Below are 26,577 nucleotides of genomic sequence, written 5' to 3'. Positions count from 1 at the left end.
GCAACAGAGGGACGTTTTAATGAGCCGAAAGAGACCGACCGTCGCCGATCTGCGTGCGATGAAGGGCAAGCGGCAGCTGACCATGCTGCGCGTGCTGACCCTGGACGAGGCGGAGGCCGCCGAACGGGCAGGGGTCGACATCGTCTCGGTGCCGCCCGAACTGGTGCTCAACCCGCAATACCGCGATGCAGCACCCAGTCTGTTCACCATGCCGGGCGAGAATTTCTTCGAGGTCGGCACGGCGGATGATTTCGTCCGCTGGGCCTTCCGGCTCTACAAGGCAAGCGCCGACGCGGTCTATTGCAGCGCCGGCTACGCCACGATCAAGCGGATGGCGGACGACGCCATTCCCGTCATCGGCCATGTCGGCCTCATTCCCTCCCGCGCGACCTGGACCGGCGGCTTCAAGGCGGTCGGCAAGACCGCCGATACCGCCATCCAGGTGTTCGAAGCGGTGAAGCAACTGGAGGCGGCCGGTGCCATCGGCGCCGAGATCGAAGTGGTGCCGGTCGAGGTGGCCAAGGCGATTTCGGAACGCACCTCGCTGATCATGCTGTCAATGGGCGCGGGTACGGGCTGCGACGCGCAATATCTGTTCGCCGACGATATTCTTGGCCAGAACCGGGGCCACATGCCGCGTCATTCCAAGGTCTATCGCAACTTTGCCGCCGAATATGACCGGCTGCAGGCGGAGCGAGTGGCGGCATTCTCCGAATATGTCGCCGACGTCAACACCGGCGCCTATCCCGAGGACAGGCACGTCGTGCACATGGATCCGACCGAGCTACGCCTGTTCCTGGACAAGGTTGGCCGGGGCTAGACCCGGCTGCCAATGCCCGCCGGCGAGCGCGGCATGGAGGGCTTCGGCGTCGATGCCGAGCGGCCGGTCTTCCCTAAGGGCAGGGACGAGCGTGCGTATCGCAGCATGCACAGCGGCGGCGTGTGGCCCCGGCGTGAACCCGTCGCGCAGGTCTATTGCCTGCGCAGCTGCCATTAATTCGAAAGCGATCAGCCGCCGCCACAGCGCGATCATGGCGGCGCATTTCGAAACGGCGAGGGGTGACTGGGTCGCGTGATCCTCGACGCCTTCCGAAACCGGGAGAAAATCGAGCATCACCGGATTGGCTTTGTGGCGGATGGCGGCCAGGATCGATGTCGCCGTCTTCTGCAGCGGCACGAAGCCAGCCGACGCGCCGCCGATGGGCGACAGATATTTGGGCAAGCCGTTGCGGCCCGAACCGGTGAGCTGGATGAAGCGGGCGACGCTCGCCGCGGCGCATTGCGCGACCGCCAGGCCGAGCGTCTCGAAGGCGAGCGAGAGCCCAGCTGTGTGGAAATTGCCGGTCGACATCACCACGCCGTCTTCACCCAGCACCAGCGGGTTGTCAGCGGCGGCGTTGAGCTCGATCTCGACGGCGCGCTTTGCCTGGCCGATCGCCTCGATCAGCGCGCCATGGATCGACGGCATGCAACGGATCGACAGTGGGTCCTGTATAGTGGTCGGTGCCGGTGCCTCATCGCGGGCGAGCAGATCGTGCAGCGCCTTGGCAGCCTCCTGCTGACCGGCGGCCGGGCGCGCCATATGCAGGCGCGGATCGAGAATGGTGCGGTTGGCGCCGATGCCTTCCATGGTCAGCGCGCCCGCCTGCTGCTGTTGGGCCAGCGCCGACAGCGCATCCGTCACCGCAAGCGCGCCGCTGCCGGCCGATGCCGCCGAGGCGTTGATCAGCGACAGGCCGTCCTTGGGGGCCAGGCTGACCGGCGCAAGGCGCGCCATCATCAGCGCCTTGGCCGCCGGCATGCGCCGGCCCTGATAGTCGGCCTCGCCTTCACCGATCAGCAGACGCGCGAGCCCCGTCATCAGCACCAGGTCGCCGGCGCCGATCGAGCCGAGCGACGGCATCACCGGATGGACGCCGGCGTTGAGCGCGTCGACCAAAGCGACATACACGACAGGCGAAAGGCCGGAGCCGCCGGTGGACAGCATCGCCGCGCGGGCGAGCATGGTTGCACGCACGGTCTCGACCGGCAGCGCTTCGCCGACGGCGCCGCTGCGGCCCTCAAGCAACTGACGCTGGAAAGCGCTGGCATCGCCCTCGACCGATGTGCCGAGATTGGCGCCGAGACCGGTGTTGAGGCCATAGATGTGCTGGCCGGAGGCGGCGGCCTGGTCGAGCACCTTCCGCGCCTTCTCCAGCCTGCCGATGACATCGGGTCCGATTTCCACCTTGCGTGCCTGGCGGGCAACGGCGGCGACATCGCCGACGCAGACGCCGGCTCCGGCTCCTGTGAGGACCAGCGCGCTCATGCGAAACGCAGCCTCTGGCCGATGCCTTTTTCCCCTGCCTTGGCCAGCATCGCCTTGCCCAAGGCAATGTCGGACAGCGACAAGCCGCGGTGCCAGAACAGGATCGTTTCGTCGTCGCTCTCACGCCCATCCTTGAGGCCGGCGGCGATCTGGCCGAGCTCGGCATGCAGTGTCGTCTCGCTCAGCCGCCCGGCCTCGACATGGGCGCGCAGCGAGCCGAACTTGCCGCCCTTGCACTGGCCCCAATCGTCGACGACCATTTTCTGCATGATGTCGGTCAGCGACAGCTCGACCGCGCTCATCGTGCCATAGGGTACGACCAGTGCACCGGGCTTGATCCATTCGGTCTTCAACAATGGTTGCGGCTCTGGCAGCCGCGAAGCCTCGACGACAATGTCGGCGCCCTCGACGCAGCTCTTCCAGTCGGCGACCGCCGTGACCTTCTTGCCGAGGTCGGCGGAGAGTTTGGCGGCAAAACCGTCGCGGCTTTCGGGGCGGCGCGAATGGACGCGGATCTCGTCGAAGTCGAAGAGATGGTCGAGCAGGCGCACGTTCCAGTACGCAGTGCCGCGCGCGCCGATATGGGCCAGCACCTTGGAGGTCTTCCTTGCCAGATGTTTGGCGCCGATGGCGGTGACGGCGCCGGTGCGCATGTCGGTGATGACCGTGGCGTCGAGAATGGCGCGCGGCGTGCCGGTGCGCGGATCGAACAAATTGAGGATGCCGAATTCCGAAGGCAGACCGTGCAGGTAATTGTCGACATAATCGCCGACGATCTTCACGCCCGCCGTGTCGAGCGGCGCCACATAACCGCGCAAGACATTGAAATGGCCATGGAAAGATGGATCCGGTTCGAGATGGACGCGGGGCTCGATCACCGTCTGGCCCTTGCCCTGCGCGACAAGGCCAGCCTCGACGGCGGCAATGATTTCGCCATCGGTCATGGCAAGCGCTTCGATGTCGAGGGCGTTGAGGTAATCGATATAGATGGGTCTCATGCTGCTGCGCGCACTTTCCTCGGTCGCCCCTTCCATCCCATAGCAGGCCGCGGCGCGACACGAAAGTTTGTTGCACCGTGTCTGGACGCAGCCGGCCAAATGCTGTTCAAACCCGTACCGTCATGACTGCCATTCCCGAGACTGAAGCCTTACCCGATGCGGCCACCAATGCGCGGCGCGTGGCGCTGATCGTCGCCATCGCCTTTTTCATGCAGCTGCTGGATTCGACGATCATCTCGACGTCGCTGCCGCAGATGGGTGCTTCCTTCGGCGTGCCGGCGGTGGCGATGAGCATCGGCATCACCGTCTACATGCTGACCATGGCGGTGTTCGTGCCGCTGTCGGGCTGGCTTGCCGACCGGTTCGGCGCGCGCAACATCTTTCTCGTGGCGATCGCGCTGTTCACACTGGCCTCGCTCGCCTGCGGCTTCTCTAGGAACCTGACCGAGTTTGTCGCCGCTCGCGCCGTGCAAGGGCTGGGCAGCGCGCTGATGACGCCGGTCGGCCGCATTCTCGTACTGCGCAACGCGTCGAAGTCCGAACTGCTCAACGCCACCGCGCTGATCACCTGGCCAGCGCTGTTCGCGCCCGTGGTCGGGCCGGTGCTTGGCGGCTTCATCACCACCTATCTGTCCTGGCACTGGAATTTCTTCATCAACATACCGCTTGGGCTCATTGGGCTGGCGCTGGTCGCGCGCTTCATTCCCGGCGATCGCGAGGCCGACCCGAAGCCGCTCGACTGGCCGGGGTTTTTCCTGACCTCGCTGGGGCTCGCCTGCCTGCTCTACGGCCTCGAGCGCATCGCTCATCCCAGGGATGGCGTGCTGCCGACGGTGCTTTTGATCGCGGCTGGCATCGTCATTGGCTGGCTGGCGGTACGGCATCTCAGGCGCGCGCCGCATCCGCTGCTCGATTTGTCGTCGTTCAGGGTGCTGACCTTTGCCATCTCGACGCTTGCCGCCGGCACCATTTTCCGGGTGGCGATCAACGCCACGCCGTTCCTGCTGCCGCTTTTGTTCCAGGTCGGCTTCGGCCTCTCGCCTGTCGATGCCGGCTTGATGATCCTGGCCTATTTCCTCGGCAATCTCGGCATGAAGACGGTGACGACGCCAACGCTGCGGCGCTTCGGTTTCCGCTCGGTGATGGTCGTCAACGGCATCATCGCCTCGGTCTCGATCATGGCTTGCGGCGCGATCTCGCCGCAGACGCCGCAGGCGTTGGTTGTTGTGCTGATGCTGATCGCCGGCCTGTCTCGCTCGATGCAGTTCACGGCACTGAACACTCTGGCTTTCGCCGATATCGATGCGACGCAGCGCAGCTCGGCGGCGACGCTGTCCTCGATGCTGCAGCAGGTGGCAATGCTGTTCGGCGTCGCGATAGCGGCGGCGATCCTCAATCTGTCGCAGATCGCCCGGGACCGACCGGCGCTCGACCTTGTCGATTTTCGAATCGCCTTCCTGGTGATTGGCGCCATCGGACTGGTCGCCGCACTGCGCTTTCTCGTGCTGCCGCCCGGTGCGGGCGCCGAGGTTTCCGGCCACGCACCGGGAAAACTGAAATCGGATTTTCTCGCCTGAGGCGGAGATAAATTCCGCCTCATCCTTTCGCCTTGACGCGGCGCTTTCGCGAAGCGCTGCGATGGCGCAACCAATTGCCAAAAATGCAGGAGTTTCCGGGCATTGCGCCAGCTTCGGCAATCAATGCGTCCACTTGGCGAATATCGACGCCAACGCTTGTTCTGAACGCGGATTCATTTGACGAACCGGCGCCGAGCCGATTAGCTTTTGCTTTCGGGATGGCAGCGCTGCCATCGGGGCAAAACAGACATGAACGCGATCGGCTGGCGGAACCTCAGGAGCCTGAATCAGGAAGGCATTGTCTTTGCCATCGCCGTGGTGCTGTTCGTTGCTGCGGCAATCGGGCTGCCGGGCTTCATCGACCCCAACAATCTGGTCGCCATCGTCCGCTCGGTGTCGGTGCTGGGCATATTGGCGCTCGGCATGGCCGTCGTCATCATCGGCCGCGGCATCGACCTGTCGGCGGTGGCGATCATGGCGATGTCGGTCGCCTGGTACCTGCAATTGCTCAACACCGGCACCTCGGACGGGTTGGCTTTCGCCTATGTGCTGGCCGGCGTGCTCGCCATCGGGCTGCTCAACGGCTTTCTCGTCGCCTATGCCGACGTGCCGGCGATCTTCGTGACGCTGGCGACCGGCTCCTTCGTCTTCGGCTATGTGCGCTCGCAATTGATCACGCAGGATGCCGTGCCGGTGCCGCAGGGCCACTGGGTCGAACTGCTCGGCGGACTGCGCTTCCTCGACATTCCGATCGAGGTGTTCGTCTTTGCGGGCCTCGCCTTCCTGTTCTTTCTGTTCCTGCGCTACACCAAATGGGGCCGCTACATCTATTTCGCCGGCGACAATCCGATCGCGGCCCGCAACATCGGCATTCCTGTGCGGCCGATGCTGGTGCTGCGCTACGTGCTGTCCGCTTTCGTGGCGCTGATCGCCGGCCTGCTGACGGCGGCCAGCCTGCATTCGATCAACACCCGCGTCGTCAATTCGACACTCCTTTACGACATCGTGCTGGTGGCGGTGATCGGCGGCATCGGCCTGTCGGGCGGGCGCGGCGGGGTGCGCAACGTGCTGGTCGGTGCGGCGCTGATCGGCATTCTCTTGAATGCCATGACCATCATCGACATCCCGCTGCTCTACCAGAACCTCATCAAGGCGGCGATCCTGCTCGGCGCCATCATCGTCGACGGCATTATCAATCCGCGCGACGAACAGACCGCGCAACAGGGTGACATTTAGACCGGAAGCGGACGGTTGGGGCCGGCCGCTGATAACAACGACCAAACCAGAGGATGTGACATGAAACTGATCAAGACACTGATGGCCGCGGCAACGGCGCTTGCCGTTACCGCCTTCGTGGCGCCGACCTTCGCCGCCGACGATCCCGGCCCGGCCGCCTATGCGCAGGCGCTGAAGGGAAAGCGCGTCATGCTGGTGCCGCTGGCGATGGGCTTCGACCTGGCGCAGGGCTGGGCGCACTATTTGAAGAAGGAAGTCGAGGCCTGGGGCGGCACTTTCGAGACGCGCGATCCGAACTGGGTCGTCGATGCCGGCGCGCAGGCGATCACTGACGCCATTTCATCCGACACCAGGCCTGACGTGCTGATCATCCACGCACCGGACCTCAACTCCTATTCCAAGCTGATGAAGAAGGCGCAGGCCGCCGGCACCTATGTGCTTTTGGTCGACAATCCGGCCAACTTCCCGGCCGATGCCTTTGTCGGCAGCGACTGGGACCGGCTTGGCCAGCTCGAGGCCGAAGCGGCGATCAAGGGCTGTGGCGAGAATTCGTCAAAGAAGATCGGGCTGGTGCAGGGCGACCAGGCGAACTCTTCCAGCCTTTATCAGTATGCCGGCATCATGAAGGTGCTGGACAAGCATCCCGACTTCAAGGTCGTGGCCAAGCCGGACTCCAACTGGGATGCGACGACCTCACGCAATGTGACGACGACGATGCTGCAGCAGAACTCGGATATCTGCTCGATCATCGACTTCTGGGATGGTGATGCCACCGGCGCATCGGCAGCGATCCGCGACGCCAAGCTCGACGGCAAGGTGTTTCTGGTCACCACCGGTGGCGGCGAGAAGGCGGCCGATTGCGACAAGCTGCAGGACGGTACTTACGGCGCCGTGGTGATGACTGAACTTGCCCGCCAGTCGGGCGACATGAACGCCATCATCAAGTTCCTGCTGCAGAGCGGCCAGCCGGCCGGCACCTCGCACACCTTCATCTACACGCTGGAGAAGGCGACGACCAAGGCCGACCTCAAGCCCGACAGCTGCTGGGATCTGAAGGCACTGCAGGCCGAAGCGGCGGCGAAGTAAGCCACGCCGTCGAATAGAATCCCGAGGTGGCCGGATCAGTTCGGCCACCTCTTTCTCTTGAGCAGCAGCAGCCAATGTCCTTTCGCGAACGCCTCCAGTCCTGGCGCTACAATCTCGTGCCCGACCATCTGGTCGGCGAGATCCTGACCAAACGCTGGACCGATAACGCCATTCCGTTCCTGGCGCTGGTGGCAACGCTCGGCGTGTTCGGCTCGGTCATTCCGGGTTTCTTCAGGCTGACCTCGCTGCAGGAATCGACCCGCCAGCTCGGCGAGTTCTCCATGGTGGTCACCGGCATGACCGTGGTGATGCTGGGCGGCGGCATTGATCTCTCGGTCGGCTCGATCTTCGCGCTGTCCTGCTTTTCCGCCGTCTATGTCTTCTTCATCCTCGAACAGTCGATCTGGCTGGCGCTGGCCGCATCGCTCGCCACCGGCCTCGTCTTCGGTGCCATCAACGGTTATCTCGTCGGCTATCTCCGCCTGCGCGCCTTCCTCACCACGCTGGTGACCTTCATTTTCGGGCGGGCGCTGTTCGACATCCTGGTCACCACCTATGCAGCCGATGTGCAGCTTTCGACCGCCACCTCGGATGTGCTCGACTTCATCGGCGACAGCACCTTCTGGGGGCTGTCTGTCTCGGTGTGGCTGGCGATCATCCTGGCCATCGTCACCCATGTCGCGCTGACACGTTCGCGGCCCGGCTGGCATGTGCTGGCGGTCGGCGGCTCCAGGCGCTCGGCGCACAATGCCGGCATCCGCGTGCGCCGCACGGTGTTCATGACCTATGTCTTTTCCGGCTTCTGCGCCTCGATCGGCGGTTTCCTCATCGCCTGCCGGCTGAGCGGGGCAGGGCCGGGCACCGGCCTCAACCTCGAGATCATGGCGCTGACGGCGGCGGTGGTCGGCGGCGTCAGCCTCGGCGGCGGTCGCGGCTCGGTGATCAAGGGGCTGATGGGCGCCATCATCGTCTTGACCATGACCAACGGCCTGATCCGGCTGGGCTACGGCACCGGCACCAACCAGATGGTGCTCGGTATCATGCTGGCGGTGGCCGTCACCATCGACATCCGCTGGCTGAAGAACCGCCATAAGGTGCTGAACGAAGTCTATGTCGCGCCGGTCTATCTCAAGATGGGCCAAACGCAGTCGGCGGTCCCCGGCTCGGGCACATCATACGAACTCGACAACCGGCTGTCGGCCGCCGACCATATCGGGCTCGGCGAGCTGGAAGGACCCGAGGACGTCATCATCGACCGCGACGACAATCTCTATTGCGGAACGCGCCATGGCGAGATCGTCCGTTTCTTCGCACCGGATTATCTCAGATCGGAAGTGTTTGCCCATATTGGCGGCTTTCCGCTGGGCCTGGCCTTCGACAAGGTAGGCAATTTGATCAGCTGCGTCGGCGCCATGGGACTCTATTCCGTGTCGCCGGAGCGGGAAGTGAAACGCCTGTCGGCCGAGACGTCGCGCTCCTGGACCTCGATCGTCGACGATGCGCGGCTGCGCGACCCCAATGACTGCGACATCGCACCTGACGGCCGCATCTATTTCACGGATTCAACCAAGCGCTATGACGCCCATGACTGGGCGCTGGATTCGATCGAGAACCGCGCCACCGGCCGCCTGCTGGTCTACGACCCGAAGGATGGTTCGACCAGGACGCTGCTCGACGGCTACCGCTACACCAACGGTGTGTGCGTGGCGCATGACGGCAAGTCGCTGTTCTTTGCCGAAAGCTGGGCCTGCCGCGTGCATCGCTACTGGCTGGAAGGGCCGAAGGCCGGCACCGCCGAATGCGTCATCCGCGACATGCCTGGATATCCCGACAACATCAACCGGGCGTCGGACGGCAATTACTGGATGGCGTGGCTCGGCATGCGCACGCCAAGCTTCGACCTGTCGCTGCGCCATCCCGACATGCGCAAGCGCATGACGCGGCGCCTGCCGCAGGACGAATGGCTGTTCCCCAACATCAACACGGGCGGCGTGGTGAAATTCAACGAGAAGGGCGGCATCGTTGAGGCGATGGGCGACCTCACGGGCGGCGCGCATCCGATGGTCACCTCGATGCGCGAGCACAAGGGATATCTCTTCGTCGGCGGCATCCTCAACAACCGCATCGGGCGGTACAAGATCGCGGGAGCCGACCCGAACTGGACCAGCCCCGCTTCCTATTGGGGAGCGCAGCCATGATCCTCGATCCGATCCTGGACATGTTTCGCGGCAAGGCGGTGACCATCCCGCCGCTCGATGGCGCCTTCCGGCCCAACACGCGGCTGGACGATGCGCCGGCGTTTGCCGAACTGACCGAGCCGGACAATCTGCTGGTCTCCGGTGACAGGCTGCTCGTCTCCGGCGGCAATACAGTCCTTTCGATTGCTGCCGAAACCGAGCCCAAGGTGGTGGAGACCTTTCCGTCCCCGATCACGGCGTCGGCTCTGTCGCCATCGGGGGACCTGACGGTGGCGCTTGAAAGCGGCAAGCTGCTGATATCAGGCAAGGAGGTTTCGCTGCCGGCTGGTGTCAGCTGCATCACCGCGCTTGCCTATGCCGAGGACGGCACGCTGTGGCTGGCCAATGGTTCGACGGAGCACTTGGCGTCACAATGGGCCGTCGATCTGATGAAAAAGGGCGCCTCCGGTTCGCTTTGGAAACGGGCCGCGGCCGGCGGCGACTTCCGCAAAGTGGCCGGCGATCTCGCTTTCCCCTATGGGCTGCTTCCCGTCGGCGGTCATGTTCTGGTCAGTGAAAGCTGGCGGCATCAGCTCATCCGCCTCGATGGCGCGACCGGCAACCGCTCGACGGTGCTGACACATCTGCCCGGCTATCCCTCCCGCCTGTCGCCATCCGCCGATGGCGGCGCATGGCTGAGCTTGTTCGCACCGCGCAACCGGCTGATCGAATTCGTGCTGCAGGAAACCCACTATCGTCAGGACATGATCGACCAGGTGCCGCCGCCCTATTGGATTGCGCCGGCGCTGGCCTCTAACCGCAGCTTCCTCGAGCCGCTGCAATGCGGTGGCATCCGCACCATGGGCATCCACAAGCCGTGGTCGCCGAGCCGTTCCTATGGGCTGGTGGTCAAGCTCGACCAAGGGATGCAACCGCAATTCAGCCTGCACAGCCGCGCCAACGGCACACGTCATGGCATCTGCAGCGTAACGGAAGAGGACGGCCGGCTGTTCATCGCCTCAAGGGGTGGCGACTGCGTGCTGGCTGTCGACGCGGGAGGTTTTTGATGGAACCGATCGTCCGTCTCGAAAACGTCACCAAAAATTATCGCGGCGTGCCGGCGGTGAAGAATGTCAGCTTCGAACTGCGCAAGGGCGAGGTCCACGCGTTGCTCGGCGAGAACGGCGCGGGAAAGTCAACGCTGACCAAGATCATCGCCGGCGTTGTCGATGCCACTTCGGGCAAGATGTTCCACAAGGGCCAAGAGATCGCCTACGCCTCGCCACATGCAGCGCTCGAGGCCGGCATTGCCATGGTGTTCCAGGAAACCAGCCTGGTGCCGTCAATGACGGTGGCGCAGAACCTTTATCTCGGCACCGAAAAATTCCTCAACCGGCTGCGCGGCACCTACATCTCGGCCCAACAATTCCTGCAGTCGCTGAACTTCCCGGTCGATCCGAACGCCATGGTGGCGACGCTGGGGGCGGCCAAGCGGCAGATGGTCGAGATCGCGCGCGCCGTCCACCACAATGCCGAGATCATCATCTTCGACGAGCCGACGGCGACGCTGACGCCGGAGGAGAAGCGGCACTTCTTCGCGCTGATCCGGCGGCTGAAGGCGAGCGGCGTGTCGATCGTCTTCATCAGCCACGCGCTGGAAGAGGCGCTTGCCATTGCCGACCGCATCACCATTTTGCGCGACGGCGAACTGGTGGTCACCGACGACACGTCAGCCTTCGACCGCGACAGAATTGTCGCTGCCATGGTCGGGCGCACCTTGTCGGGACAGATCTATCGCCAGCGCGACGAGGCCAAGCTGCGCAAGGCCGGCAAGAAGGTGCTGTCGGTGCAAGACATCTCGATGAGCAATGTCGTGCGCAACAATTCCTTCTCGATCTTCGAGGGGCAGATCACCGGCGTGTTCGGGCTGATCGGCTCGGGCCGCACCGAGACGTTCAAGATCGTCTCCGGCATCTACAAGCGCGACTTTTTGCGCGGCGGTGCCATCGAGCTAGACGACAAGCCCGTGCGCTACCTCGTGCCGAGCGAAGCGGTGGCCGACGGCATCGTCTATGTCACCGAGGACCGCAAGAGCGAAGGCATCTTCGAGACGATGGGCATTGCCGAGAACCTGTTCGGCGGGCTGCTGGCGGCCGGCCGTGACAAGGCATGGGTGATCAACGCGCAGGAAATGCGGGCGCTGTCAGCGGAGTGGACGAAGACGCTCAACATCAAGGCAATCAACGACAATGCACGTGTCGTCGAGCTCTCAGGCGGCAACCAGCAGAAGGTGGTGATCGGCAAGGGGCTGGTGCAGCAGCCGCGCATCGTCATCTTCGACGAGCCGACGCGCGGCGTCGATGTCGGCGCCATCGCCGAGATCCACCAGATCATCAACCGGTTGGCCGACGAGGGCCTGGCCGTGGTCGTCATATCGTCCTACCTGCCTGAGATCATGAACCTGTCCGACCGCATCCTGGTCTGCCGGCAAGGCCGCATCGTCGAAGAGTTTTCGCCGGCGGAAGCCACGGAGGAGAAGATCATGTACGCGGCCGTGCATTAGATTCAGGTGAGGCCGGCCTGCAAATGGCGGCTTCCTGCGCTTCCGGTGCTCACGTACTTCAGTACGCTCCGCTCCGGTTCTCGGAGGCCACCATTTTCGACTCGGCCTGACCTGAATCTCAGCGTCGCCGCCGAAAAAGTGAATCAGGCGAATGGATTGGCCGCGATTGCTCAACACCTGATCCAATTCACGCGACGATCCGAATGAAAGGAAACACCATGGCCACCACAAAACTTCTTAGCGATGCCGAGGTGGAGAATATCCCGGCGGTGAAGGCGGTATTCGATGATATCAGGGCGACGCGCAAATCCGATTTCGTCAACAATTTCTGGCGCGGGCTGGCCAATGATCCCGTATCGCTGAAGCGGATCTGGGCACAGCTGAAGGTGGTGATGGTTGCCGACAGCGCCATCGATCCGCTGACCAAGGAAATGATCTACATCGCTGTCTCGACCGCCAATGGCTGCTCCTACTGCGTCCACTCACACACGGCGGCGGCACGGGCCAAGGGCATGACCGAGGCACAGCATGGCGAACTTGTCTCGATCATCGGGCTCGCCGGCCAGACCAACCATCTGGTGACGGCGATGCAGATCCCGGTCGATCCGCAGTTCGAGGTGAAGTGAGGGGAACGACGTGCGTTAGACCGGCCGATACACCTTCTGCGCCGTGTTCCAGAAGATCTCCGCCTCTGCGACCGCGCCGTGTTTCGCCACCGCATCGCGGTGCGCCTTGATCAGTTCGGCGTGGCTGGTCCACAATTTCTCGATCGGAAAGTTCGAGCCGAACATCAGGTGGTCGGCCCCAAGAATATCGATCGCGTTATCGACGATATAGGCGATCAGCAGGGGATCGTTGCGGTGGAGGAAGGTGCCGAGGCCAGACAGCTTGGCGTAGAGATTGGGCGCGGCCGAGAGCGTGCGCAGGCCGGCCTTCCAGGCTTCGGTGGTTTCGGGCTCCATGCCGGTCAGCATACCGGCATGAGTGAGGATGAAGTTGGTTTGCGGGTTCTCGCCGACCAGCGTCAGCCCGTCCTTCATCTGGGCGGGAAAGAGCTGCAGGTCGAAGGACAGGCCGTAGTCCTTGAGCCGCGCCACATTGGCGCGCACTTTGGGGTCGATGACCTGGTCGGCCGAGGCGGCGAAGCGGAAGGCCGGGGTCTCGTGCCAGTGCAACTGCATGCGCACGCCGCGCAGCAGTCTGTATTTCATCAGCCGGCCGATCTGCGGCCTGACATCGTCCACCGTCATGTCGGCATAGCCAACGATGGCGTGCGGCCAGCCGGTCTCGTCCGCGGTCTTCTGCAGGAAGGCGACTTCCTTCTCGAAATCCTCCCTGGCCCAGTTGGTCTGGACATAGACGGCCTTCTCGACGCCGGAACCCTTTTGGTCGGCCAGGAATTCCTCGATCGGGTAATCGCGGCGGATCGGCTCGTAGGGCCCGAAGATGCGCGGCACCATCGGCCCGACCAGCCAGGGCTGGTCCTGTTGGCGCCAGATGTGGAAATGCGCGTCGATGGCTTTCTGCATCACGACACCCTCCTCCAGATGGTCTCGGCCGCCGGGGCGGGGCGGGCGAGCGACAGGATGAAATCGGTCAGGCTTTTCACTGATGAGCCGTCGACCAGGTCGTCGAGGTCAGGCAGGATGGCGCGGAGTGCCGCCGTTGCCGGGCGGAAGCGCGGATCGCCGGCCAAAGGTGTGGCCAACGACAGCCGGAAGGCGCGGGCGCTCAGCCGGCGCATCGCCGTCTCCAGTTCTGCATGGTTGCCGCGCTCCAGCGCGTCGGAGAGGATGACGATGGCGGCACCGCGCGCGAAGGCCGAGAAGCGCGGCACCGAGAGGAAAGCGAGCAGTGTCGGCCCCATTCGGGTGCCGCCGTCCCAATCATCGACCTGGGCGGCCGCACGCGCCAGCGCCTGGTTGCGGTCGCGGATGCGCAATGCCGTGGTGATGCGGGTCAGCCTTGTGCCGAAAGTGAAGATTTCGGCGCGGTCAGCACCCTGCACTGCGGCATGCGCCAGCTTGAGATAGTCCGCCGTGTGCAGCTTCATCGAGCCGGAGACATCGATCAGCAGCAGCAGCTTGCGCGGCACGGTCTGGCGTCGGCGCAGCAGCGGCGAGGGGATATCGCCATCGGCGCTGACGATTTCGCTGAGCGAACGGCGCAAATCGAGCTTGCCGCGCGAATGGGTGCGCACGGTGCGGAAGGAGCGGCGGGCGGGCAGGGCGGAAGAGAGCTTGCGTTGAAAAGCGGTCAGCCTGCCGTCGTCGTGCTGGAAATCCCGCGTGCTCAACTGCTCCAGGGCCGAGGACAGTTCGCCGCCTTCCTGCTTGTGCTCGGCCTCGACCCGCTGGTCGTCCTTGCCACCGTCGTCCTTGATGCGGGTCTCCTCATCGGCGTCGCCTTCGACCACGGCTGAAGTATTGCCATAGAAGTGGCTCTGGAAATGCGCCTCGAATTCGTCGTGGCGGTCGGGCGGCGGCGCCAGCGTGGCAAGCGCCGCCTCGCGGATGTCGGCCATCGAGCGTGGGCCGAGCAACGTCACCGCCTGCATGAAGCTGGAGACTTGTTCGGGTGCGACGGCGAAGCCGTAGCGGCGCAGCAGCCGGGCGAAGCCGAGCAACGGTTGGGCGGCGCAAGGCAAGCTCTCCTCGCCCCGTTTACGGGGGTCCGAAGGACGGGTCGAGACAAGCGGCTCGACCCCTGATGCCGGCAGGCAGGTGAGGGGCGGCGCCGCCTTTTGCCAATCATGGCGCTGCCCCTCATCCGCCCCTTCGGGGCACCTTCTCCCCGTGAACGGGGAGAAGGGGTCGTTGACGTCACGCGTCACGCCAGCGCCTCCTCGACGATGCGGCCGAGCTCCGGTACGATGTAGGAGAGGTCCTCCTCGTCCTTGATCAGCACGCCGATGGCGCGGCGGAAGGCTTCCGGCCACGGGCTGCCGCCCTTTTCGAGAATGGTCGCGGCATTGGCCCATTCGACTGCTTCGGCGATACCGGGCGGCTTGGCGAGCGGGCGGGCACGAATGGTCTGCACCGCTGCCGCCACGGCGCGGGCGGTGGCCTGCGCGACGTCGCCGGCGCGCAGCATGATGATGGCGGCTTCGCGCTCGGCGTCGGGATAGCCGATCCAGTGGTAGACGCAGCGGCGGCGCAATGCTTCGGCAAGTTCGCGGGTGCGGTTCGAGGTCAGGATGACGATCGGCTGTGCTGCGGCGCGGATGGTGCCGCGCTCGGGAATGCTGATCTGGAAATCGGAGAGGAATTCCAGCAGCAGCGCCTCGAACTCATGGTCGGAACGATCGATCTCGTCGACCAGCAGCACCCGCTGTTCGGGCGCCTTCAGCACCTGCAGCAGCGGGCGGGCGATCAGGAAGCGGTCGTCATAGATGTCGATCTCGTGCTCGCCGGCGTGGCGGATGGCGAGCAACTGGCGCTGGTAGTTCCACTCGTAGAGCGCGTGCGCGGCGTCGATGCCTTCATAGCATTGCAGCCGCACCAGGTCGCGGCCGAGCAATTCGGCGATCGCCTTGGCCGCTTCCGTCTTGCCGACGCCCGGCGCGCCTTCGAGCAGCAGCGGCTTGCCCAACCGGATCGCCAGGAAGATCGCTGTCGCAAGGCTGTCATCGGCCAGATAGCGCGAGGCGGCCAGCCGCTCGGCCACCGCCTCCGGCGAGGTCGCTGATGTCTCGGCGTTCACCTCAGGCATGTCAGTTCGCCGCTTGCGCCTTGAGCGCGCGCAGGATGCGCTCCGGCGTGATCGGCAGCGTGTCGATGCGCACGCCGACCGCGTCGAAGACGGCATTGGCGACCGCCGGGATTTGCGGGTTCGCGCACATTTCGCCCGGTCCTTTGGCGCCATAGGGGCCATCGGCGGAAGGACGCTCCAGAACGATGATCTTGGTCTCAGCGAGGTCGCCGGGCCCGGGCATCAGATACTGATTGAAGTCGGTGCCGCCATGGTCGCGGTTGGGATAATAGGGCTCGGTCGTTTCGTAGAGCGCGTGGCTGATGCCCATCCATGAGCCGCCGACGAGCTGCTGCTCGACCATTTTCGGATTCAGCGCGCGGCCGATCTCGAAGACGTTCTTCACCGTCAGCACGGTGACCTCGCCGGTCTCGTCATCGACCTCGACCTCGGCCACGGTGCAGGCATGGGCGTAGCAGGTCGACGGCTTCATCGCGCCGGTTTCTTTCTCCGGATAAGAGCGCGGGATCAGGAACATACCGCGACCGGAGATCGAGCGGCCACGCTTGAAATGCGCCGACAGCGCGACGTCGAAGATCGAGATCGATTTCTGCGGCGCGCCTTTGACGAGGATGTTGCCCTGGCCGTCGGTCTCGAGGTCCGACGCATTCACTTCCAGCTCTTCCGCCGCCACTTCCAGCATCACCTGGCGGGCTTCCCTGGCGGCCTGGATGACGGCATTGCCGGCACGGTGCGTGCCGCGCGAGGCGAAGGTGCCCATGCAGTGCGGGCCCGTGTCGGTGTCGGCGGTGTCGACGACGACGCGGTCGGTCGGCACGCCGATCGTCTCGGCGCAGATCTGCGCCATGATCTGCTTCATGCCCTGGCCAAGATCGACCGACGACAGCGTCACCATGAAATTGCCGGTCGGTGTCGAATGCACCAGCGCCTGGGTCGGGTCGCCGCCGAGGTTCATGCCCGTGGGATAATTGATCGCGGCGACGCCGCGTCCGCGCCGGATCGCCATCTCAAGCTCCCTTCGCGTAGGAGGACATCGCCATGTATTTCTCCGCCACCGGCCAGTTGGCGACGCGCGATGCTTCCTGCATGCATTCGATAAGTGCTGCCCCCTCCGTCGGTTGGCGATGCGCCTTCATGTCGCCGTCGCGATAGGCGTTGATGAAGCGGAATTCGAGCGGATCCATGCCGATCAGCCGCGCCAGCTTGTCCATCTGCACCTCCAGGGCGAAGTCGCCGATGGTGACGCCGAAGCCGCGCATGGCCGAGGACGGCGTGCGGTTGGTGTAGACGCAGTAGGTGTCGATCCAGACATTGGGGATGGTGTAGGGCCCGGGATAATGCCCCGCACCCTTCTGTGCGCCATAGGGGGAGTGGCGCGAATAGGCGCCGGCGTCGGTGTAGCCGGTGACTTTGCGCGCAACGATGCGGCCATCCGTCATGACGCCGTCCTTGATGACGACCTTTTCGGCGGCGCGGGGCGAGGAGATCTGCATCTCCTCTTCGCGGCTGTAGATAAAACAGACCGGTCGTCCGGTTAGTTTTGCGCCGAGGATGGCGATCGGCTCGACGATGACATCGACCTTGCCGCCAAAACCGCCGCCGACGGTGCCGCCGACGAAGTGCAGCTTGCTGCCCGGCATCTGCAGGATGATCGAGGTGTTGTCGAGGGTGAAGAACATCGCCTGCGTGTTGGTGTAGCAGGTGAAGCGGTCATTGCCCTCGGGCGCCACCACGCAGCCAGTGGTCTCGGTCGGCGCATGCTCGATCGGCGAGGACTGGTAGCTCTGTTCCAGTATGTGGTCGGCGCCGGCGAAGCCCGCCTCGACATCGCCGAAGCGCACCTTGCGGCATTCGCCGCTGTCATAGAGGTAATAGTTCTGGCCATGATATTCGTTGACCAGCGGCGCGCCGGGCTTCAGCGCTTCTTCCATGTCGAAGACGGCCGGCAGCACCTCGTAGTCGATCCTAACCTTGGCGGCGGCCTCTTGCGCGGCGCGTTCGGTCTCGGCCAGCACCGCCACCACGGCCTCGCCCTTCCAGCGCACCTTGCCATCGGCCAGCACGGTCTCGTCCTCCGGCCCGATCTGGATCAGGATCAGGATGGTGTAGACATTGTGCGGCACATCCTTGGCGGTCAGCACTCGCACTACGCCTGGATGTTTTTCGGCCTCCGATGTGTCGATCGAGCGGATGCGGGCGTGGTGGTGCGGGCTGCGCACCATCTTCAGGTGCAGCATGCCGGGAAAGCTGCGGTCGGCGAAGTAGGCGGTCTTGCCGGTGACATGGCCGGGCGAATCCGAACGTGGCCTCGGCTGGCCGATCTCGTGCAGATCGTCCTTGCGGACATCGGCGAAATAGTTCTTGCGCAGTTCCATTCTTCTGGTCCCCTCAGGCCGCATTCTGCGAATTGGCGCGGGCCGCCCGCAGCACCGCCTGGATGATCGGCTCGTAGCCGGTGCAGCGGCAGATGTTGCCCGACAGAGCCTCGATAACCTCGTCGCGGCTGGGGTTGGGCGTGTGGTCGAGCAGCACCTTGGCCGCCATGATCATGCCCGGGGTGCAGAAGCCGCATTGCGTGGCGAAGGTGTCGAGAAAGGCGCGCTGCAGGGGATGCATCACGCCGCCTTCGGCGAGGCCCAATGTCGTGGTGATGGCCGCGCCATCGCAGGTTTCGGCGAGCGTCAGACAGGAGAGACGGAGCTCGCCGTCGATGATGACGGAGCAGGCGCCGCAAGTGCCCTGATGGCAGCCGCCTTTCGGCGAGGTGTCACCGATTTTGTCGCGCAAGGCGTTGAGCAGCGTCGTGCCGCTGTCGATGAATTCGGCCTTTTCAGAGCCGTTGAGCGTGAATTGAACCGGGACTTTCGCCATGTTTCCTCCTTGCGCGCCTGCCCGATGGATTGGACAGGCGCGCGCCCCCGACGGACTTATTTTTGTGCTTGTCGTTCTCCCAAAACCGCTTCGCACTTTTGGGCGACAAGCATTAGCTGAGCAGCAGCCGGCCGAGATGGACCGGCAGAACTTCGTTGCGGTACCAGGCGGTGGCGATCGGATCGGTGATGGGCGAGGTGCCTTCGCCTGCGGCGGCCAGGGCCGGTGCGATGCCGTCCTTGGTCAGGCTTCGGCCAAGCAGCGCCTTCTCCGCCGTCTTGGCGCGCATCGGCCGGTCCGCCATGCAGCCGAGCGCGATCCGCGCCGAGGAGACGGTGCCGTCGGCGGCTTGCCCCAGAACGGCGGCGATGCTGAGCACCGAGACGCCCTTGGGCTTGACCCGCGACACTTTTAGGAAGCGGAAGCCATCAGCCTTTGGAGGCGTGAAACTGACCGAGGTGACGATGGCACGGCTGCCGTCCCGCCCGGCCAGGAAGGTTTCTATGGGCAATTCACCGTCATCGGTGCCGACCATGGCATCGAGCGCCAGCAAGGCGACCGCGAAGTCGCCATAGGGCGCCGGCGCAAACAGATTGCCGCCGACGGTCGCCATGTTGCGGACCGCCGGACCACCGACGGCGCGCGCGGCCTTGGCGAGGATGCCGAGCTCAGGATGGCGGGCGATCGCCGCCATGGTCACGGAAGCGCCGATACTGACCTTGCCGCCGGCAATCGCAATAGCCGACAGGGCCGGGTCGATCGACCTGATAAGGCCGGAGACCGAGACGTCGCCTTCATTGGCAGCGCGGATAACCAGCGTGCCACCACCGAGATAGCGGGTGCCGGCCGCCTTCAGCGCCGCGTTGGCGTCCTTCACCGTTGCGAAAGTGTGCAGTGCCAGCGCCATGGCCCGTTCCTTCAGCTCTGGCCGGCGAAATGGCTCTTCAGGGCGTTGAAACCGCCCTGGAAGACGTTGGCGCCCATGCCCTCGGCCAGCTTGTCGGCGTCCTCTGGGGCGGCGTCGAAGCTGGCGGTCCATTCGGCGTAGGTGCGGTCGCCATCGGTGACGCGCCTGAGATGCAGCGTTGCCTTGTGATTGGTGAGCGGCTGCGGCGTTTCCAGGATGGAATAGCTGACGAGGAAATCGTCATCTGAGAAATCGAGCAGTTTTTCGCGCAGCCGCGCGCCGCTGGCGAGCTGGAAGTTGCGGACGCAGCCGATCGTGGTGGCGTCCTTGCCGTCCTCGATATGGCTTTCGACCATGCGGGGATGCCAGCCCGGCAGGCCGTTGAAGTCGCGTATGCGCGCCCAGACCTTTTCGACAGGCGCATCGATGACGCTGGAGATGGTGACCTTGGCCATATGATGTTCCCTTGCGGATGATCGTTGCGGCAAGGGTAGGGCGCTGGTTCGGGCGACGCTTATCAAAGCGTCTTGAGCGCGTATCAAGGAGTCTGAAAAAGCGAGATCGACAAGACGGCCCTCAGGCCGTTGCCCGCGCGGCCTCGCGGTAGAGCGTCGGCGGGACGCCGACATGGTCGCGGAAGAAGCGCGAGAAATTGCCTTGCGTGGTGAAACCGAGATTGCAGGCGACCGAAATCAGCGGCTCCTGCGACCACTGCAGCTGCCGCACCGCTTCTTCCATGCGCAGCGTGTTCCAGTAGACGTTGGGCGTCAGATTGGTCTGTTCCTTGAACAGAGCGAAGAAATGCGGCCGCGACAGGCCGACGCTGCGCGCAACATCGTCGAAGGAGATGCGTTCGCAGATATTGGCCTTCATCAGCTGGATCGCCTTGCGGACACGGAAATCCTGCATGGTGTTGATGCGGGCGCGCGCCTCGTGCGGCGCCGATGCGTCGGCGGCATCGAGCACACTGTCGATGAAGCGCTCGATCTCGTAATTGGCGACGTCGTCGACGCTTTCATTGTCGGTCAGATGGTCGAGCAGGCTGGCGGCGGCCTGGTGCAGCCAGGGCTCCAGCGTGATTGCCGCCTGCGAAAACAGCGGCGCCGACGAGGGCAGGTCGCGCCGACGGCGGGCCCAGTCTGGATCGATGTAGAAGGCGAGGAACAGGCCTGGCCTGCCGTTGTGCGACAGCACGTGGCTGTGCGGCTGGAAAGAATTGATGCCGGCGGCGGTGCAGGGCCCAAGCCGGACCGTCTCGCGGCCGATGGTCATCTCGCCGGCCGTGCCTTCAAGCCAGATGATCAGGTGTGCCTCGACATGGGCATGGGTGACGAAGTCGCTTGCGACATTCAGGACAGAAACATGTCCGAACCGGCCCCAGTAGAGCCTGATCGCTTCCGTCATGGGTATATCCTCCCGCAGGCGACTGGCCTCCCTTCGCCTGCATGGGGATTGTGCGGCCCGTTTCCAGGTTCCGTCAAGGCATCGGCTCTTGGCCGGTGCCTGCGAGGCGCCACTTCGGCCGATTTTCAGACTGACCGATAGGAACCGGAACGAACAGCGCTTCGGCGGCGATCAGGCTCTCAGTCGCTGCGGCGGAAGTTGCGGATGCGGTCGAACAGCACCGCCATCAGGATGGCGCCGCCGATGAATGTACCTTGCCAAAACGCGTTGATGCCGAGCAGGCCGAGACTGTTGCGGATCACCTCGATGAGGGCCGCACCGACAATGGCACCGAAAGCGGTGCCGACGCCGCCGGCCAGATTGGCGCCGCCGATGACGGTGGCCGCGATCACCTGCAGTTCCATGCCGGTGCCGAGATTGGTGGTGACCGCACCCAGCCATCCGGTCTGTATGATGCCGGCAATGCCCGCCGACAGCGCCGAGATCATGTAGACGGCGACCTTGATCTGACGCACGGGCACGCCGGTCAGCGTCGCCGCGTGCTCATTGCCGCCAATGGCGAAGATATGGCGGCCGAACTTGGTCCAGCGCAGGGTGAAACCGGTGATCAGCGCCAGCAGGATCATGTAGAGCACCGGATTGGCGATGCCGAAGACCCAGGCGCCGCCGCCGAGCGCCAGCAGCTTGTCGTGGTCAGGCCCAAACTGGAAGACAACGGTGTTGTTGGAGGCGACCATGGCAAGGCTGCGGGCAATCGACAGCATGCCGAGCGTCACCACGAAGGGCGGGAAGCCGAGATAGGCGATCAATATGCCGTTGAAACCGCCAATGACGAGCGCGGTGGCGATGGTGGCCAGGATGCCGACCTCGATCGAAAACCCCGCATGCATGGTGACGGCCAGCACCATTGAGCACAGGCACAGCACCGAGCCGACCGACAGGTCGATGCCGCCGGTGATGATGACGAAGGTCATGCCGAGCGCGACGATGGCGACGAAGGTGATGTTGCGGGTGATATTGTAGAGGTTCTTCGACGTGGCGAAGGCGTCGGTGGCGAACGACAGGAAAATACAGGCCAGGATGACGGCGATCACCACCCAGAAGGTCTGGCTGGAGAACAGGCGCGACAGCAAGGTGTGCTGTTTCTGTGCGATCGTCTGGTCAAGGGTGACTGCCATTATCGACCTTTCCTGCCGGCGATGCGAGCCAGCCTGGTGAAATCCGGGTTAGCCGCGCTCACGAGACCTGCTCTATGGCGCCGGTGATCAGCCCGGTGACTTCCTCGGGCGAGCTCAAGGCGATCTTCTTGTCGGCCACCTTCCTGCCGCGTCGCATGACGATGACGCGATCGGCGACGTCGAAGACGTCGGGCATGCGATGGCTGATCAGCACGACAGCGATGCCCTGATCGCGCAGATGGCGGATCAGGTTCAGCACTTCGGCGACCTGCCTGACCGAGATCGCCGCGGTCGGCTCGTCCATCAGCACGATCTTGGCCTGCGACAGCATGGTGCGAGCGATCGCTACCGCCTGGCGCTGGCCGCCCGACATCTGCTTGACGAGATCGCGCGGTCGGGTTTCGGACTTCAACTCGGCGAAGAGCTGGCCGGCGCGCTTGTACATCGTGGCATAGTCGAGGATGCGGAACGGACCGACGCCGCGGCGCAATTCGCGGCCGAGATAGACATTCGCCGCCGCGGTCAGATTGTTGCAAAGCGCCAGGTCCTGATGGACGATCTCGATGCCGTGTTGGCGGGCTTCCGCCGGCTTGTGCAGGATCAACTCCCTGTCGTCCATCTTCATGGTGCCGTGGCTGGGCGGGAAGTTGCCGGCGATCATCTTGACCAGCGTCGACTTGCCGGCACCATTGTCGCCCATCAGGCCGACGACCTGGCCTGGCTCGATCGACAGCGACACGTCGTTGACGGCCTGGATGGCGCCGAAATGCTTAGAGATATTGGTGAGTTCGAGAACCGCCACCAGCCTTTTGCCTCCCTGTGCCTTACGACCCTGCCGCTGTTCCCGGCGTTAATGCCGGCGCTGCTTTGGCCTCGCTCTTCCCGGCTCCTCCCGGAAGCAGCGTCAGCGTTCTTTTACGCAAAAGCCGGCGCGCGTCAATCAATTGTCGGATGTATTAGAGCCTTATTATTCTAAAAATCAGTTTTGTAGGACAAATAGCATTGACGTTGGCGGCGAGCCGATATTAGCTAAGCGTCGGAGGAGATTATGCCGATCCCCACTGGCGGTTCGCCGAGTGGAATTCGGCGGAGGTTTATCGGTCGACGCTCCGGAGGCACCTGTGTGTGTGAGCCGGATCCGAAGCCGCATCTGGAAATGCTTATCGGCCTGGCCCGACGTCAAGAGCGCTCGCATAACGATCCTCTGTCGTCCCGCACCGGGCTGGTTTGTGTGGCGGGCACGCCGTGTCCGTTTGTTTCAAGGGAGGACTGACATGAGGAAATCACTTCTGCTCGCCGCCGTCGCCATGATGGCGCTTGGCGCTGGGCCGGCTTTGGCCAAGAAACAACTCGTCATCGTGGTGAAAGGTCTCGACAATCCATTCTTCGAGGCCATCCATCAGGGTTGCGAGAAGTGGAACAAGGAAAACGCCAGCTCGGAATATGCATGCTTCTACACGGGCCCGGCATCGACCTCGGATGAGGCCGGTGAAGCGCAGATCGTGCAGGACATGCTGAGCAAGCCCGACACGGTGGCGATGGCGATTTCGCCGTCCAACGCGCCGCTGATCGCGCAGACCATCAAGAGCGCCAATCCGACGATCCCGATCATGACCGTCGACGCCGACCTTGCCAAGGAGGACGCAGCACTTCGCAAGACCTATCTCGGCACCGACAACTATCTGATGGGCAAGAAGATCGGCGAATACATCAAGAAGGCCAAGCCGAAAGGCGGCACGATCTGCACGATCGAGGGCAATCCGGCGGCGGACAATATCCTGCGCCGCGCGCAAGGCATGCGTGACGCGCTGTCGGGCAAGGATGGGCTCGCGGCACTTGCCGGCGAAGGTGGCTGGACGGAAGTCGCCGGCTGCCCGGTGTTCACCAATGACGACGGCGCCAAGGGCGTGCAGGCGATGACCGACATCCTCGCCGCCAATCCCAAGCTCGATGCGTTCGGCATCATGGGCGGCTGGCCGCTGTTCGGCGCGCCGCAGCCCTATCGCGACTTGTTCGGCCCGCTGAAGGACCGGCTGGCCAAGAACGACTTCGTCGTCGGCGCCGCCGACACGATCGGCGACGAGGTGGCGATCGCCAGGGATGGCCTTGTCACCGCGCTGGTCGGCCAGCGGCCTTTCGAAATGGGCTACAAGGCGCCGTCGGTGATGATCGACCTGGTCGAAGGCAAGAAGGTCGCGGATCCGGTGTTCACCGGCCTCGACGAATGCACCAAGGACACGGTCGACACCTGCATCCAGAAGTAGGCTCGTGATTTCGGGGCGCTCGGCAGCGGGCGCCCCGTTCCATCGAATCTTCGAGAAGACGCGGTAGCCGGGGCAATTGGCTCCAGCTTTGACGCGTCCGGAGTTTGAATTTCGGCAGCGGGATCGGCACTCAGGTCCGGATCAATCCGGGCGACGGACGGCCGAACCAATTGGAACATGGATGCCCGTCGAGAAGGCAAAGAAACAAGCCAGCCGGGCCAAGGCGCAAGCCAAGCGCGATCCGGCCAACCGCGCTCCGGCGGTCGTGCGAAGGGCGGACGCGGCGCACTTTCCCGGGTCAAGCGTCCATGCCTCGCTCGCCAGCGAAATTGGCCTCAGGATCGTGCGCGGCGACTATCCGCCCGGCAGTATCCTGCCCAACGAGGCCAAATGGGCCGAGACCTTCAATGTCAGCCGCTCGGCGGTGCGCGAGGCGATCAAGATGCTGATGGCCAAGAGCCTTTTGGCATCACGCCCCAAGATCGGCAGCTGGGTCGAGCCGAAGGAGCGCTGGAACCTGCTCGACCGCGACGTACTTGCCTGGTACGCGACCGCACCCGACCGCGAAGCGTTCCTGCGCACCGTGCAGGAGTTCCGCCACATCATCGAACCGGAAGCGTGCGCCTTTGCCGCCATACGGCGCAGCGACGAGCAGATGGCCGAGATCAGCCTCGCCTGCCGCGAGATGGGCGAGGCGGCGAACCTGCCGGAACGCATCCGCGCCGACACGCGCTTTCACCTCGCCATCCTGCGCGCCTCGGGCAACGACCTGCTGGTGCCGCTTGGCGTGCTGATCGAGTCCGCACTCGACCATCTCTTCGTCTTCACCACGCGGCAGGTCGCCGATCAGCGGCGGGCACAGAAACTTCACGAAGCGATCGAGAAAAGCATTCGCCTGCAGCGCCCGGCGGCGGCGCGCAACGCCGTGCACAAGCTGCTCGCCGACACCGATGAGGGGATCGGAAGCCGGCGGCGGTAGTTTTATCCTAAGGGCTGCGCCTTTCTTGCAACGACGATGATTGGCGAAACCATCGGCGAGAGCGTCTTTCTCCCCGTCACTATACGGGGAGAAATGTCCGGCAGGACAATGAGGGGCGGCGCCGACGGGCGCTGATGATGCGGGACCATGCACCAACCCGTGCTGTTACCTATCTATCCGGTTCGCGGGCGGGACCGATTGAACAGGCCGTGCCTGCTCAATCACCTCCTAACGCCGGCGCTGCCCCTCATCGCCCTGCCGGGCACTTCTCCCCGTATAGTGACGGGGAGAAGGGGCTGGCCGCGATGCTGGCGTCCGTACGTTGCCAATTGGCGAAACCATCGGCGGGTGCGTTTCAAATCGTCTGCTTCTTGCCGTCCTTCATCGGCATCAGGTCGACGCCGTTCACCTTGCCGATATGGGTGGCCAGCATCGGCACGAACTGTTCGGCCGGGCCGGTGGCATGAGCGCCGGCGAATGAATTCTTGGTGGCATTGCCGAGCGGGTTGGCGATGCCGGCGGCGCCCGCCATCGATTCCAGATAGGTCAGGTCCTTGAAGGCGTTGGCGATGGTGAATTTGTGGGCGTCACGATCGCCTTCCAGCGTCCAGCGCATGAAAGTCTGGTAGAAGCCGCAGTCCATGCGGCCGTTGCGGATGACGCTGTCGAAGCGCGGCGGCGAGATGCCGACCTTTTCGGCCAGGGCAAGCGCCTCGGAATAGATGGCGGCATAGCCCAGCGAGATGAAATTGTTGAGCAGTTTCATGCGGTGGCCGTCGCCGGTGTCGCCAATGTGCACAATGCGGCCAGCCCAGGTTTCGATCACCGGCTTCACCCTGGCAAAGACGGCGTCGGGCGCACCGACCATGGCGTCGAGCGTGCCTTCCCAAGCTTCTTTGGGGGTGCGGCTCAGCGGCGCGTCGACATAGTCGATCCCGAGCGCGTTGAGCTCGGCCGCGAGCGCCACGGTGGAGACCGGGTCCGAGGTCGAGCAATCGATGACGACCGAGCCTTTTTTCAAGCCTTCCTTGAGGCCGCCGGGGCCGCGGATGATGGCTTCCACTTCGCGCGAACCGGTGACGCAGATGAAGACGATACCAGATGCCGCCGCGACATCGCGTGAGGTCGCCGCCTCCTTGGCGCCACGACCAAGAAGGTCTTCCGCCGGTTTGCGGTTCTTGCGGCCAAGGAATGTCAGGGGATAGCCCTTGTCGACGATGTTCTTGGCGATCCCGTGTCCCATCAGGCCAAGGCCGATGAAGCCGATCGTTTCGCGCGCGGCAGTCGTGTTCATGTTATCAGTCCTATTTCGGGATTA

At 64.1% G+C, this 26,577-nt stretch carries 24 protein-coding genes; 10 read left to right on the top strand and 14 right to left on the bottom strand.

Annotated features, from left to right (window positions below):
* The first annotated feature begins 19 nt into the window (after positions 1 to 19).
* Positions 20 to 820, top strand: coding sequence for a 3-methyl-2-oxobutanoate hydroxymethyltransferase (locus JT360_RS02675; RefSeq protein WP_214469956.1), 801 nt, complete (start codon positions 20 to 22; stop codon positions 818 to 820).
* On the opposite strand, the gene JT360_RS02670 is transcribed toward JT360_RS02675, so the two are convergent.
* Both JT360_RS02670 and JT360_RS02665 read right to left on the bottom strand, forming a co-directional pair.
* Positions 785 to 2,308 (bottom strand): HAL/PAL/TAL family ammonia-lyase, encoded by a 1,524-nt coding sequence (locus JT360_RS02670; protein ID WP_214469955.1) that lies wholly within the window; start codon positions 2,306 to 2,308, stop codon positions 785 to 787. The genes JT360_RS02675 and JT360_RS02670 overlap by 36 nt on opposite strands.
* Positions 2,305 to 3,306: an ornithine cyclodeaminase family protein gene (locus JT360_RS02665; protein ID WP_214469953.1), complete on the bottom strand. Its 1,002-nt coding sequence runs from the start codon at positions 3,304 to 3,306 to the stop codon at positions 2,305 to 2,307. Before JT360_RS02665 ends, JT360_RS02670 begins: the two co-directional genes overlap by 4 nt.
* A gap of 122 nt (positions 3,307 to 3,428) precedes the next feature.
* On the opposite strand from JT360_RS02665, the gene JT360_RS02660 reads away from it, so the two are divergent.
* From JT360_RS02660 to JT360_RS02630, 7 genes are all read left to right on the top strand, one after another.
* Entirely contained in the window at positions 3,429 to 4,883 is a 1,455-nt protein-coding gene (locus JT360_RS02660) for a DHA2 family efflux MFS transporter permease subunit (RefSeq protein ID WP_214469951.1), read from the top strand.
* 249 nt (positions 4,884 to 5,132) lie between these two features.
* On the top strand, positions 5,133 to 6,119 hold the full coding sequence (locus tag JT360_RS02655; RefSeq protein ID WP_214469949.1) for an ABC transporter permease: 987 nt from the start codon (positions 5,133 to 5,135) through the stop codon (positions 6,117 to 6,119).
* Positions 6,120 to 6,179: 60 nt separating this feature from the next.
* A complete protein-coding gene (locus JT360_RS02650) occupies positions 6,180 to 7,205 on the top strand; it encodes a sugar ABC transporter substrate-binding protein (RefSeq protein WP_214469948.1) in 1,026 nt (341 codons plus the stop codon).
* 74 nt (positions 7,206 to 7,279) lie between these two features.
* Entirely contained in the window at positions 7,280 to 9,403 is a 2,124-nt protein-coding gene (locus JT360_RS02645) for an ABC transporter permease (protein WP_214469946.1), read from the top strand.
* On the top strand, positions 9,400 to 10,449 hold the full coding sequence (locus JT360_RS02640) for an SMP-30/gluconolactonase/LRE family protein (protein ID WP_214469945.1): 1,050 nt from the start codon (positions 9,400 to 9,402) through the stop codon (positions 10,447 to 10,449). Before JT360_RS02645 ends, JT360_RS02640 begins: the two co-directional genes overlap by 4 nt.
* Entirely contained in the window at positions 10,449 to 11,945 is a 1,497-nt protein-coding gene (locus JT360_RS02635; protein ID WP_214469942.1) for a sugar ABC transporter ATP-binding protein, read from the top strand. Before JT360_RS02640 ends, JT360_RS02635 begins: the two co-directional genes overlap by 1 nt.
* Positions 11,946 to 12,163: 218 nt before the next feature.
* Complete coding sequence (locus tag JT360_RS02630; RefSeq protein WP_214469940.1) at positions 12,164 to 12,571, top strand: carboxymuconolactone decarboxylase family protein; 408 nt, start codon at positions 12,164 to 12,166, stop codon at positions 12,569 to 12,571.
* A gap of 15 nt (positions 12,572 to 12,586) precedes the next feature.
* Here the strand turns inward: JT360_RS02630 and JT360_RS02625 are convergent, their stop codons facing one another.
* From JT360_RS02625 to JT360_RS02575, 11 genes are all read right to left on the bottom strand, one after another.
* Positions 12,587 to 13,474, bottom strand: coding sequence for an amidohydrolase family protein (locus tag JT360_RS02625; protein ID WP_214470106.1), 888 nt, complete (start codon positions 13,472 to 13,474; stop codon positions 12,587 to 12,589).
* A complete protein-coding gene (locus tag JT360_RS02620) occupies positions 13,474 to 14,592 on the bottom strand; it encodes a vWA domain-containing protein (RefSeq protein WP_502845453.1) in 1,119 nt (372 codons plus the stop codon). The genes JT360_RS02625 and JT360_RS02620 overlap by 1 nt, the downstream gene beginning before the upstream one ends.
* A 182-nt stretch (positions 14,593 to 14,774) precedes the next feature.
* Positions 14,775 to 15,656: an AAA family ATPase gene (locus JT360_RS02615; RefSeq protein WP_214469939.1), complete on the bottom strand. Its 882-nt coding sequence runs from the start codon at positions 15,654 to 15,656 to the stop codon at positions 14,775 to 14,777.
* Between the two features lies 1 nt (position 15,657).
* Positions 15,658 to 16,662, bottom strand: a complete 1,005-nt coding sequence (locus tag JT360_RS02610) for a xanthine dehydrogenase family protein molybdopterin-binding subunit (RefSeq protein ID WP_214469937.1) — start codon at positions 16,660 to 16,662, stop codon at positions 15,658 to 15,660.
* Between the two features lies 1 nt (position 16,663).
* Complete coding sequence (locus JT360_RS02605; protein ID WP_214469935.1) at positions 16,664 to 18,031, bottom strand: xanthine dehydrogenase family protein molybdopterin-binding subunit; 1,368 nt, start codon at positions 18,029 to 18,031, stop codon at positions 16,664 to 16,666.
* A gap of 13 nt (positions 18,032 to 18,044) precedes the next feature.
* The gene (locus tag JT360_RS02600; protein ID WP_214469933.1) at positions 18,045 to 18,527 is read right to left on the bottom strand and encodes a (2Fe-2S)-binding protein; all 483 of its coding nucleotides are present in this window, start codon (positions 18,525 to 18,527) and stop codon (positions 18,045 to 18,047) included.
* Positions 18,528 to 18,639: 112 nt separating this feature from the next.
* On the bottom strand, positions 18,640 to 19,434 hold the full coding sequence (locus JT360_RS02595; protein ID WP_214469931.1) for an FAD binding domain-containing protein: 795 nt from the start codon (positions 19,432 to 19,434) through the stop codon (positions 18,640 to 18,642).
* 11 nt (positions 19,435 to 19,445) lie between these two features.
* Complete coding sequence (locus tag JT360_RS02590; protein WP_214469929.1) at positions 19,446 to 19,889, bottom strand: SRPBCC family protein; 444 nt, start codon at positions 19,887 to 19,889, stop codon at positions 19,446 to 19,448.
* A 121-nt stretch (positions 19,890 to 20,010) separates the two neighbouring features.
* Positions 20,011 to 20,838, bottom strand: coding sequence for an AraC family transcriptional regulator (locus JT360_RS02585; protein ID WP_214469928.1), 828 nt, complete (start codon positions 20,836 to 20,838; stop codon positions 20,011 to 20,013).
* Positions 20,839 to 21,017: 179 nt separating this feature from the next.
* A complete protein-coding gene (locus JT360_RS02580) occupies positions 21,018 to 22,016 on the bottom strand; it encodes an ABC transporter permease (RefSeq protein ID WP_214469926.1) in 999 nt (332 codons plus the stop codon).
* A 58-nt stretch (positions 22,017 to 22,074) separates the two neighbouring features.
* Entirely contained in the window at positions 22,075 to 22,818 is a 744-nt protein-coding gene (locus tag JT360_RS02575) for an ATP-binding cassette domain-containing protein (protein ID WP_214469924.1), read from the bottom strand.
* 472 nt (positions 22,819 to 23,290) lie between these two features.
* Between JT360_RS02575 and JT360_RS02570 the strand changes: the two genes are divergently transcribed.
* Positions 23,291 to 24,280: a sugar-binding protein gene (locus JT360_RS02570; RefSeq protein ID WP_214469923.1), complete on the top strand. Its 990-nt coding sequence runs from the start codon at positions 23,291 to 23,293 to the stop codon at positions 24,278 to 24,280.
* 181 nt (positions 24,281 to 24,461) lie between these two features.
* Positions 24,462 to 25,259, top strand: coding sequence for a FadR/GntR family transcriptional regulator (locus tag JT360_RS02565; RefSeq protein ID WP_214469921.1), 798 nt, complete (start codon positions 24,462 to 24,464; stop codon positions 25,257 to 25,259).
* A 355-nt stretch (positions 25,260 to 25,614) separates the two neighbouring features.
* Here JT360_RS02565 and JT360_RS02560 read toward each other — a convergent pair whose 3' ends face one another.
* Positions 25,615 to 26,553, bottom strand: coding sequence for an NAD(P)-dependent oxidoreductase (locus JT360_RS02560; protein WP_214469920.1), 939 nt, complete (start codon positions 26,551 to 26,553; stop codon positions 25,615 to 25,617).
* Positions 26,554 to 26,577: the final 24 nt, after the last annotated feature.

It is taken from the genome of Mesorhizobium sp. dw_380, assembly GCF_018588885.1.
In the GTDB taxonomy this organism is placed as follows: Bacteria; Pseudomonadota; Alphaproteobacteria; order Rhizobiales; family Rhizobiaceae; genus Mesorhizobium.
Note: the sequence above shows the minus strand (reverse complement) of the source record. Positions and strands in the feature narration are given on the sequence as shown.

Excerpts from the sequence above, each read along its gene's own strand:
- JT360_RS02580 (WP_214469926.1), bottom strand. The coding sequence starts at position 22,016 with ATGGCAGTCACCCTTGACCAGACGATCGCACAGAAACAGCACACCTTG.
- JT360_RS02645 (WP_214469946.1), top strand. The coding sequence starts at position 7,280 with ATGTCCTTTCGCGAACGCCTCCAGTCCTGGCGCTACAATCTCGTGCCC.
- JT360_RS02615 (WP_214469939.1), bottom strand. The coding sequence starts at position 15,656 with ATGCCTGAGGTGAACGCCGAGACATCAGCGACCTCGCCGGAGGCGGTG.
- JT360_RS02590 (WP_214469929.1), bottom strand. The coding sequence starts at position 19,889 with ATGGCCAAGGTCACCATCTCCAGCGTCATCGATGCGCCTGTCGAAAAG.
- JT360_RS02625 (WP_214470106.1), bottom strand. The coding sequence starts at position 13,474 with ATGCAGAAAGCCATCGACGCGCATTTCCACATCTGGCGCCAACAGGAC.
- JT360_RS02630 (WP_214469940.1), top strand. The coding sequence starts at position 12,164 with ATGGCCACCACAAAACTTCTTAGCGATGCCGAGGTGGAGAATATCCCG.
- JT360_RS02635 (WP_214469942.1), top strand. The coding sequence starts at position 10,449 with ATGGAACCGATCGTCCGTCTCGAAAACGTCACCAAAAATTATCGCGGC.
- JT360_RS02610 (WP_214469937.1), bottom strand. The coding sequence starts at position 16,662 with ATGGCGATCCGGCGCGGACGCGGCGTCGCCGCGATCAATTATCCCACG.
- JT360_RS02650 (WP_214469948.1), top strand. The coding sequence starts at position 6,180 with ATGAAACTGATCAAGACACTGATGGCCGCGGCAACGGCGCTTGCCGTT.
- JT360_RS02605 (WP_214469935.1), bottom strand. The coding sequence starts at position 18,031 with ATGGAACTGCGCAAGAACTATTTCGCCGATGTCCGCAAGGACGATCTG.
- JT360_RS02585 (WP_214469928.1), bottom strand. The coding sequence starts at position 20,838 with ATGACGGAAGCGATCAGGCTCTACTGGGGCCGGTTCGGACATGTTTCT.
- JT360_RS02595 (WP_214469931.1), bottom strand. The coding sequence starts at position 19,434 with ATGGCGCTGGCACTGCACACTTTCGCAACGGTGAAGGACGCCAACGCG.
- JT360_RS02675 (WP_214469956.1), top strand. The coding sequence starts at position 20 with ATGAGCCGAAAGAGACCGACCGTCGCCGATCTGCGTGCGATGAAGGGC.
- JT360_RS02565 (WP_214469921.1), top strand. The coding sequence starts at position 24,462 with ATGCCCGTCGAGAAGGCAAAGAAACAAGCCAGCCGGGCCAAGGCGCAA.
- JT360_RS02570 (WP_214469923.1), top strand. The coding sequence starts at position 23,291 with ATGAGGAAATCACTTCTGCTCGCCGCCGTCGCCATGATGGCGCTTGGC.
- JT360_RS02660 (WP_214469951.1), top strand. The coding sequence starts at position 3,429 with ATGACTGCCATTCCCGAGACTGAAGCCTTACCCGATGCGGCCACCAAT.
- JT360_RS02655 (WP_214469949.1), top strand. The coding sequence starts at position 5,133 with ATGAACGCGATCGGCTGGCGGAACCTCAGGAGCCTGAATCAGGAAGGC.
- JT360_RS02670 (WP_214469955.1), bottom strand. The coding sequence starts at position 2,308 with ATGAGCGCGCTGGTCCTCACAGGAGCCGGAGCCGGCGTCTGCGTCGGC.
- JT360_RS02665 (WP_214469953.1), bottom strand. The coding sequence starts at position 3,306 with ATGAGACCCATCTATATCGATTACCTCAACGCCCTCGACATCGAAGCG.
- JT360_RS02560 (WP_214469920.1), bottom strand. The coding sequence starts at position 26,553 with ATGAACACGACTGCCGCGCGCGAAACGATCGGCTTCATCGGCCTTGGC.
- JT360_RS02600 (WP_214469933.1), bottom strand. The coding sequence starts at position 18,527 with ATGGCGAAAGTCCCGGTTCAATTCACGCTCAACGGCTCTGAAAAGGCC.
- JT360_RS02640 (WP_214469945.1), top strand. The coding sequence starts at position 9,400 with ATGATCCTCGATCCGATCCTGGACATGTTTCGCGGCAAGGCGGTGACC.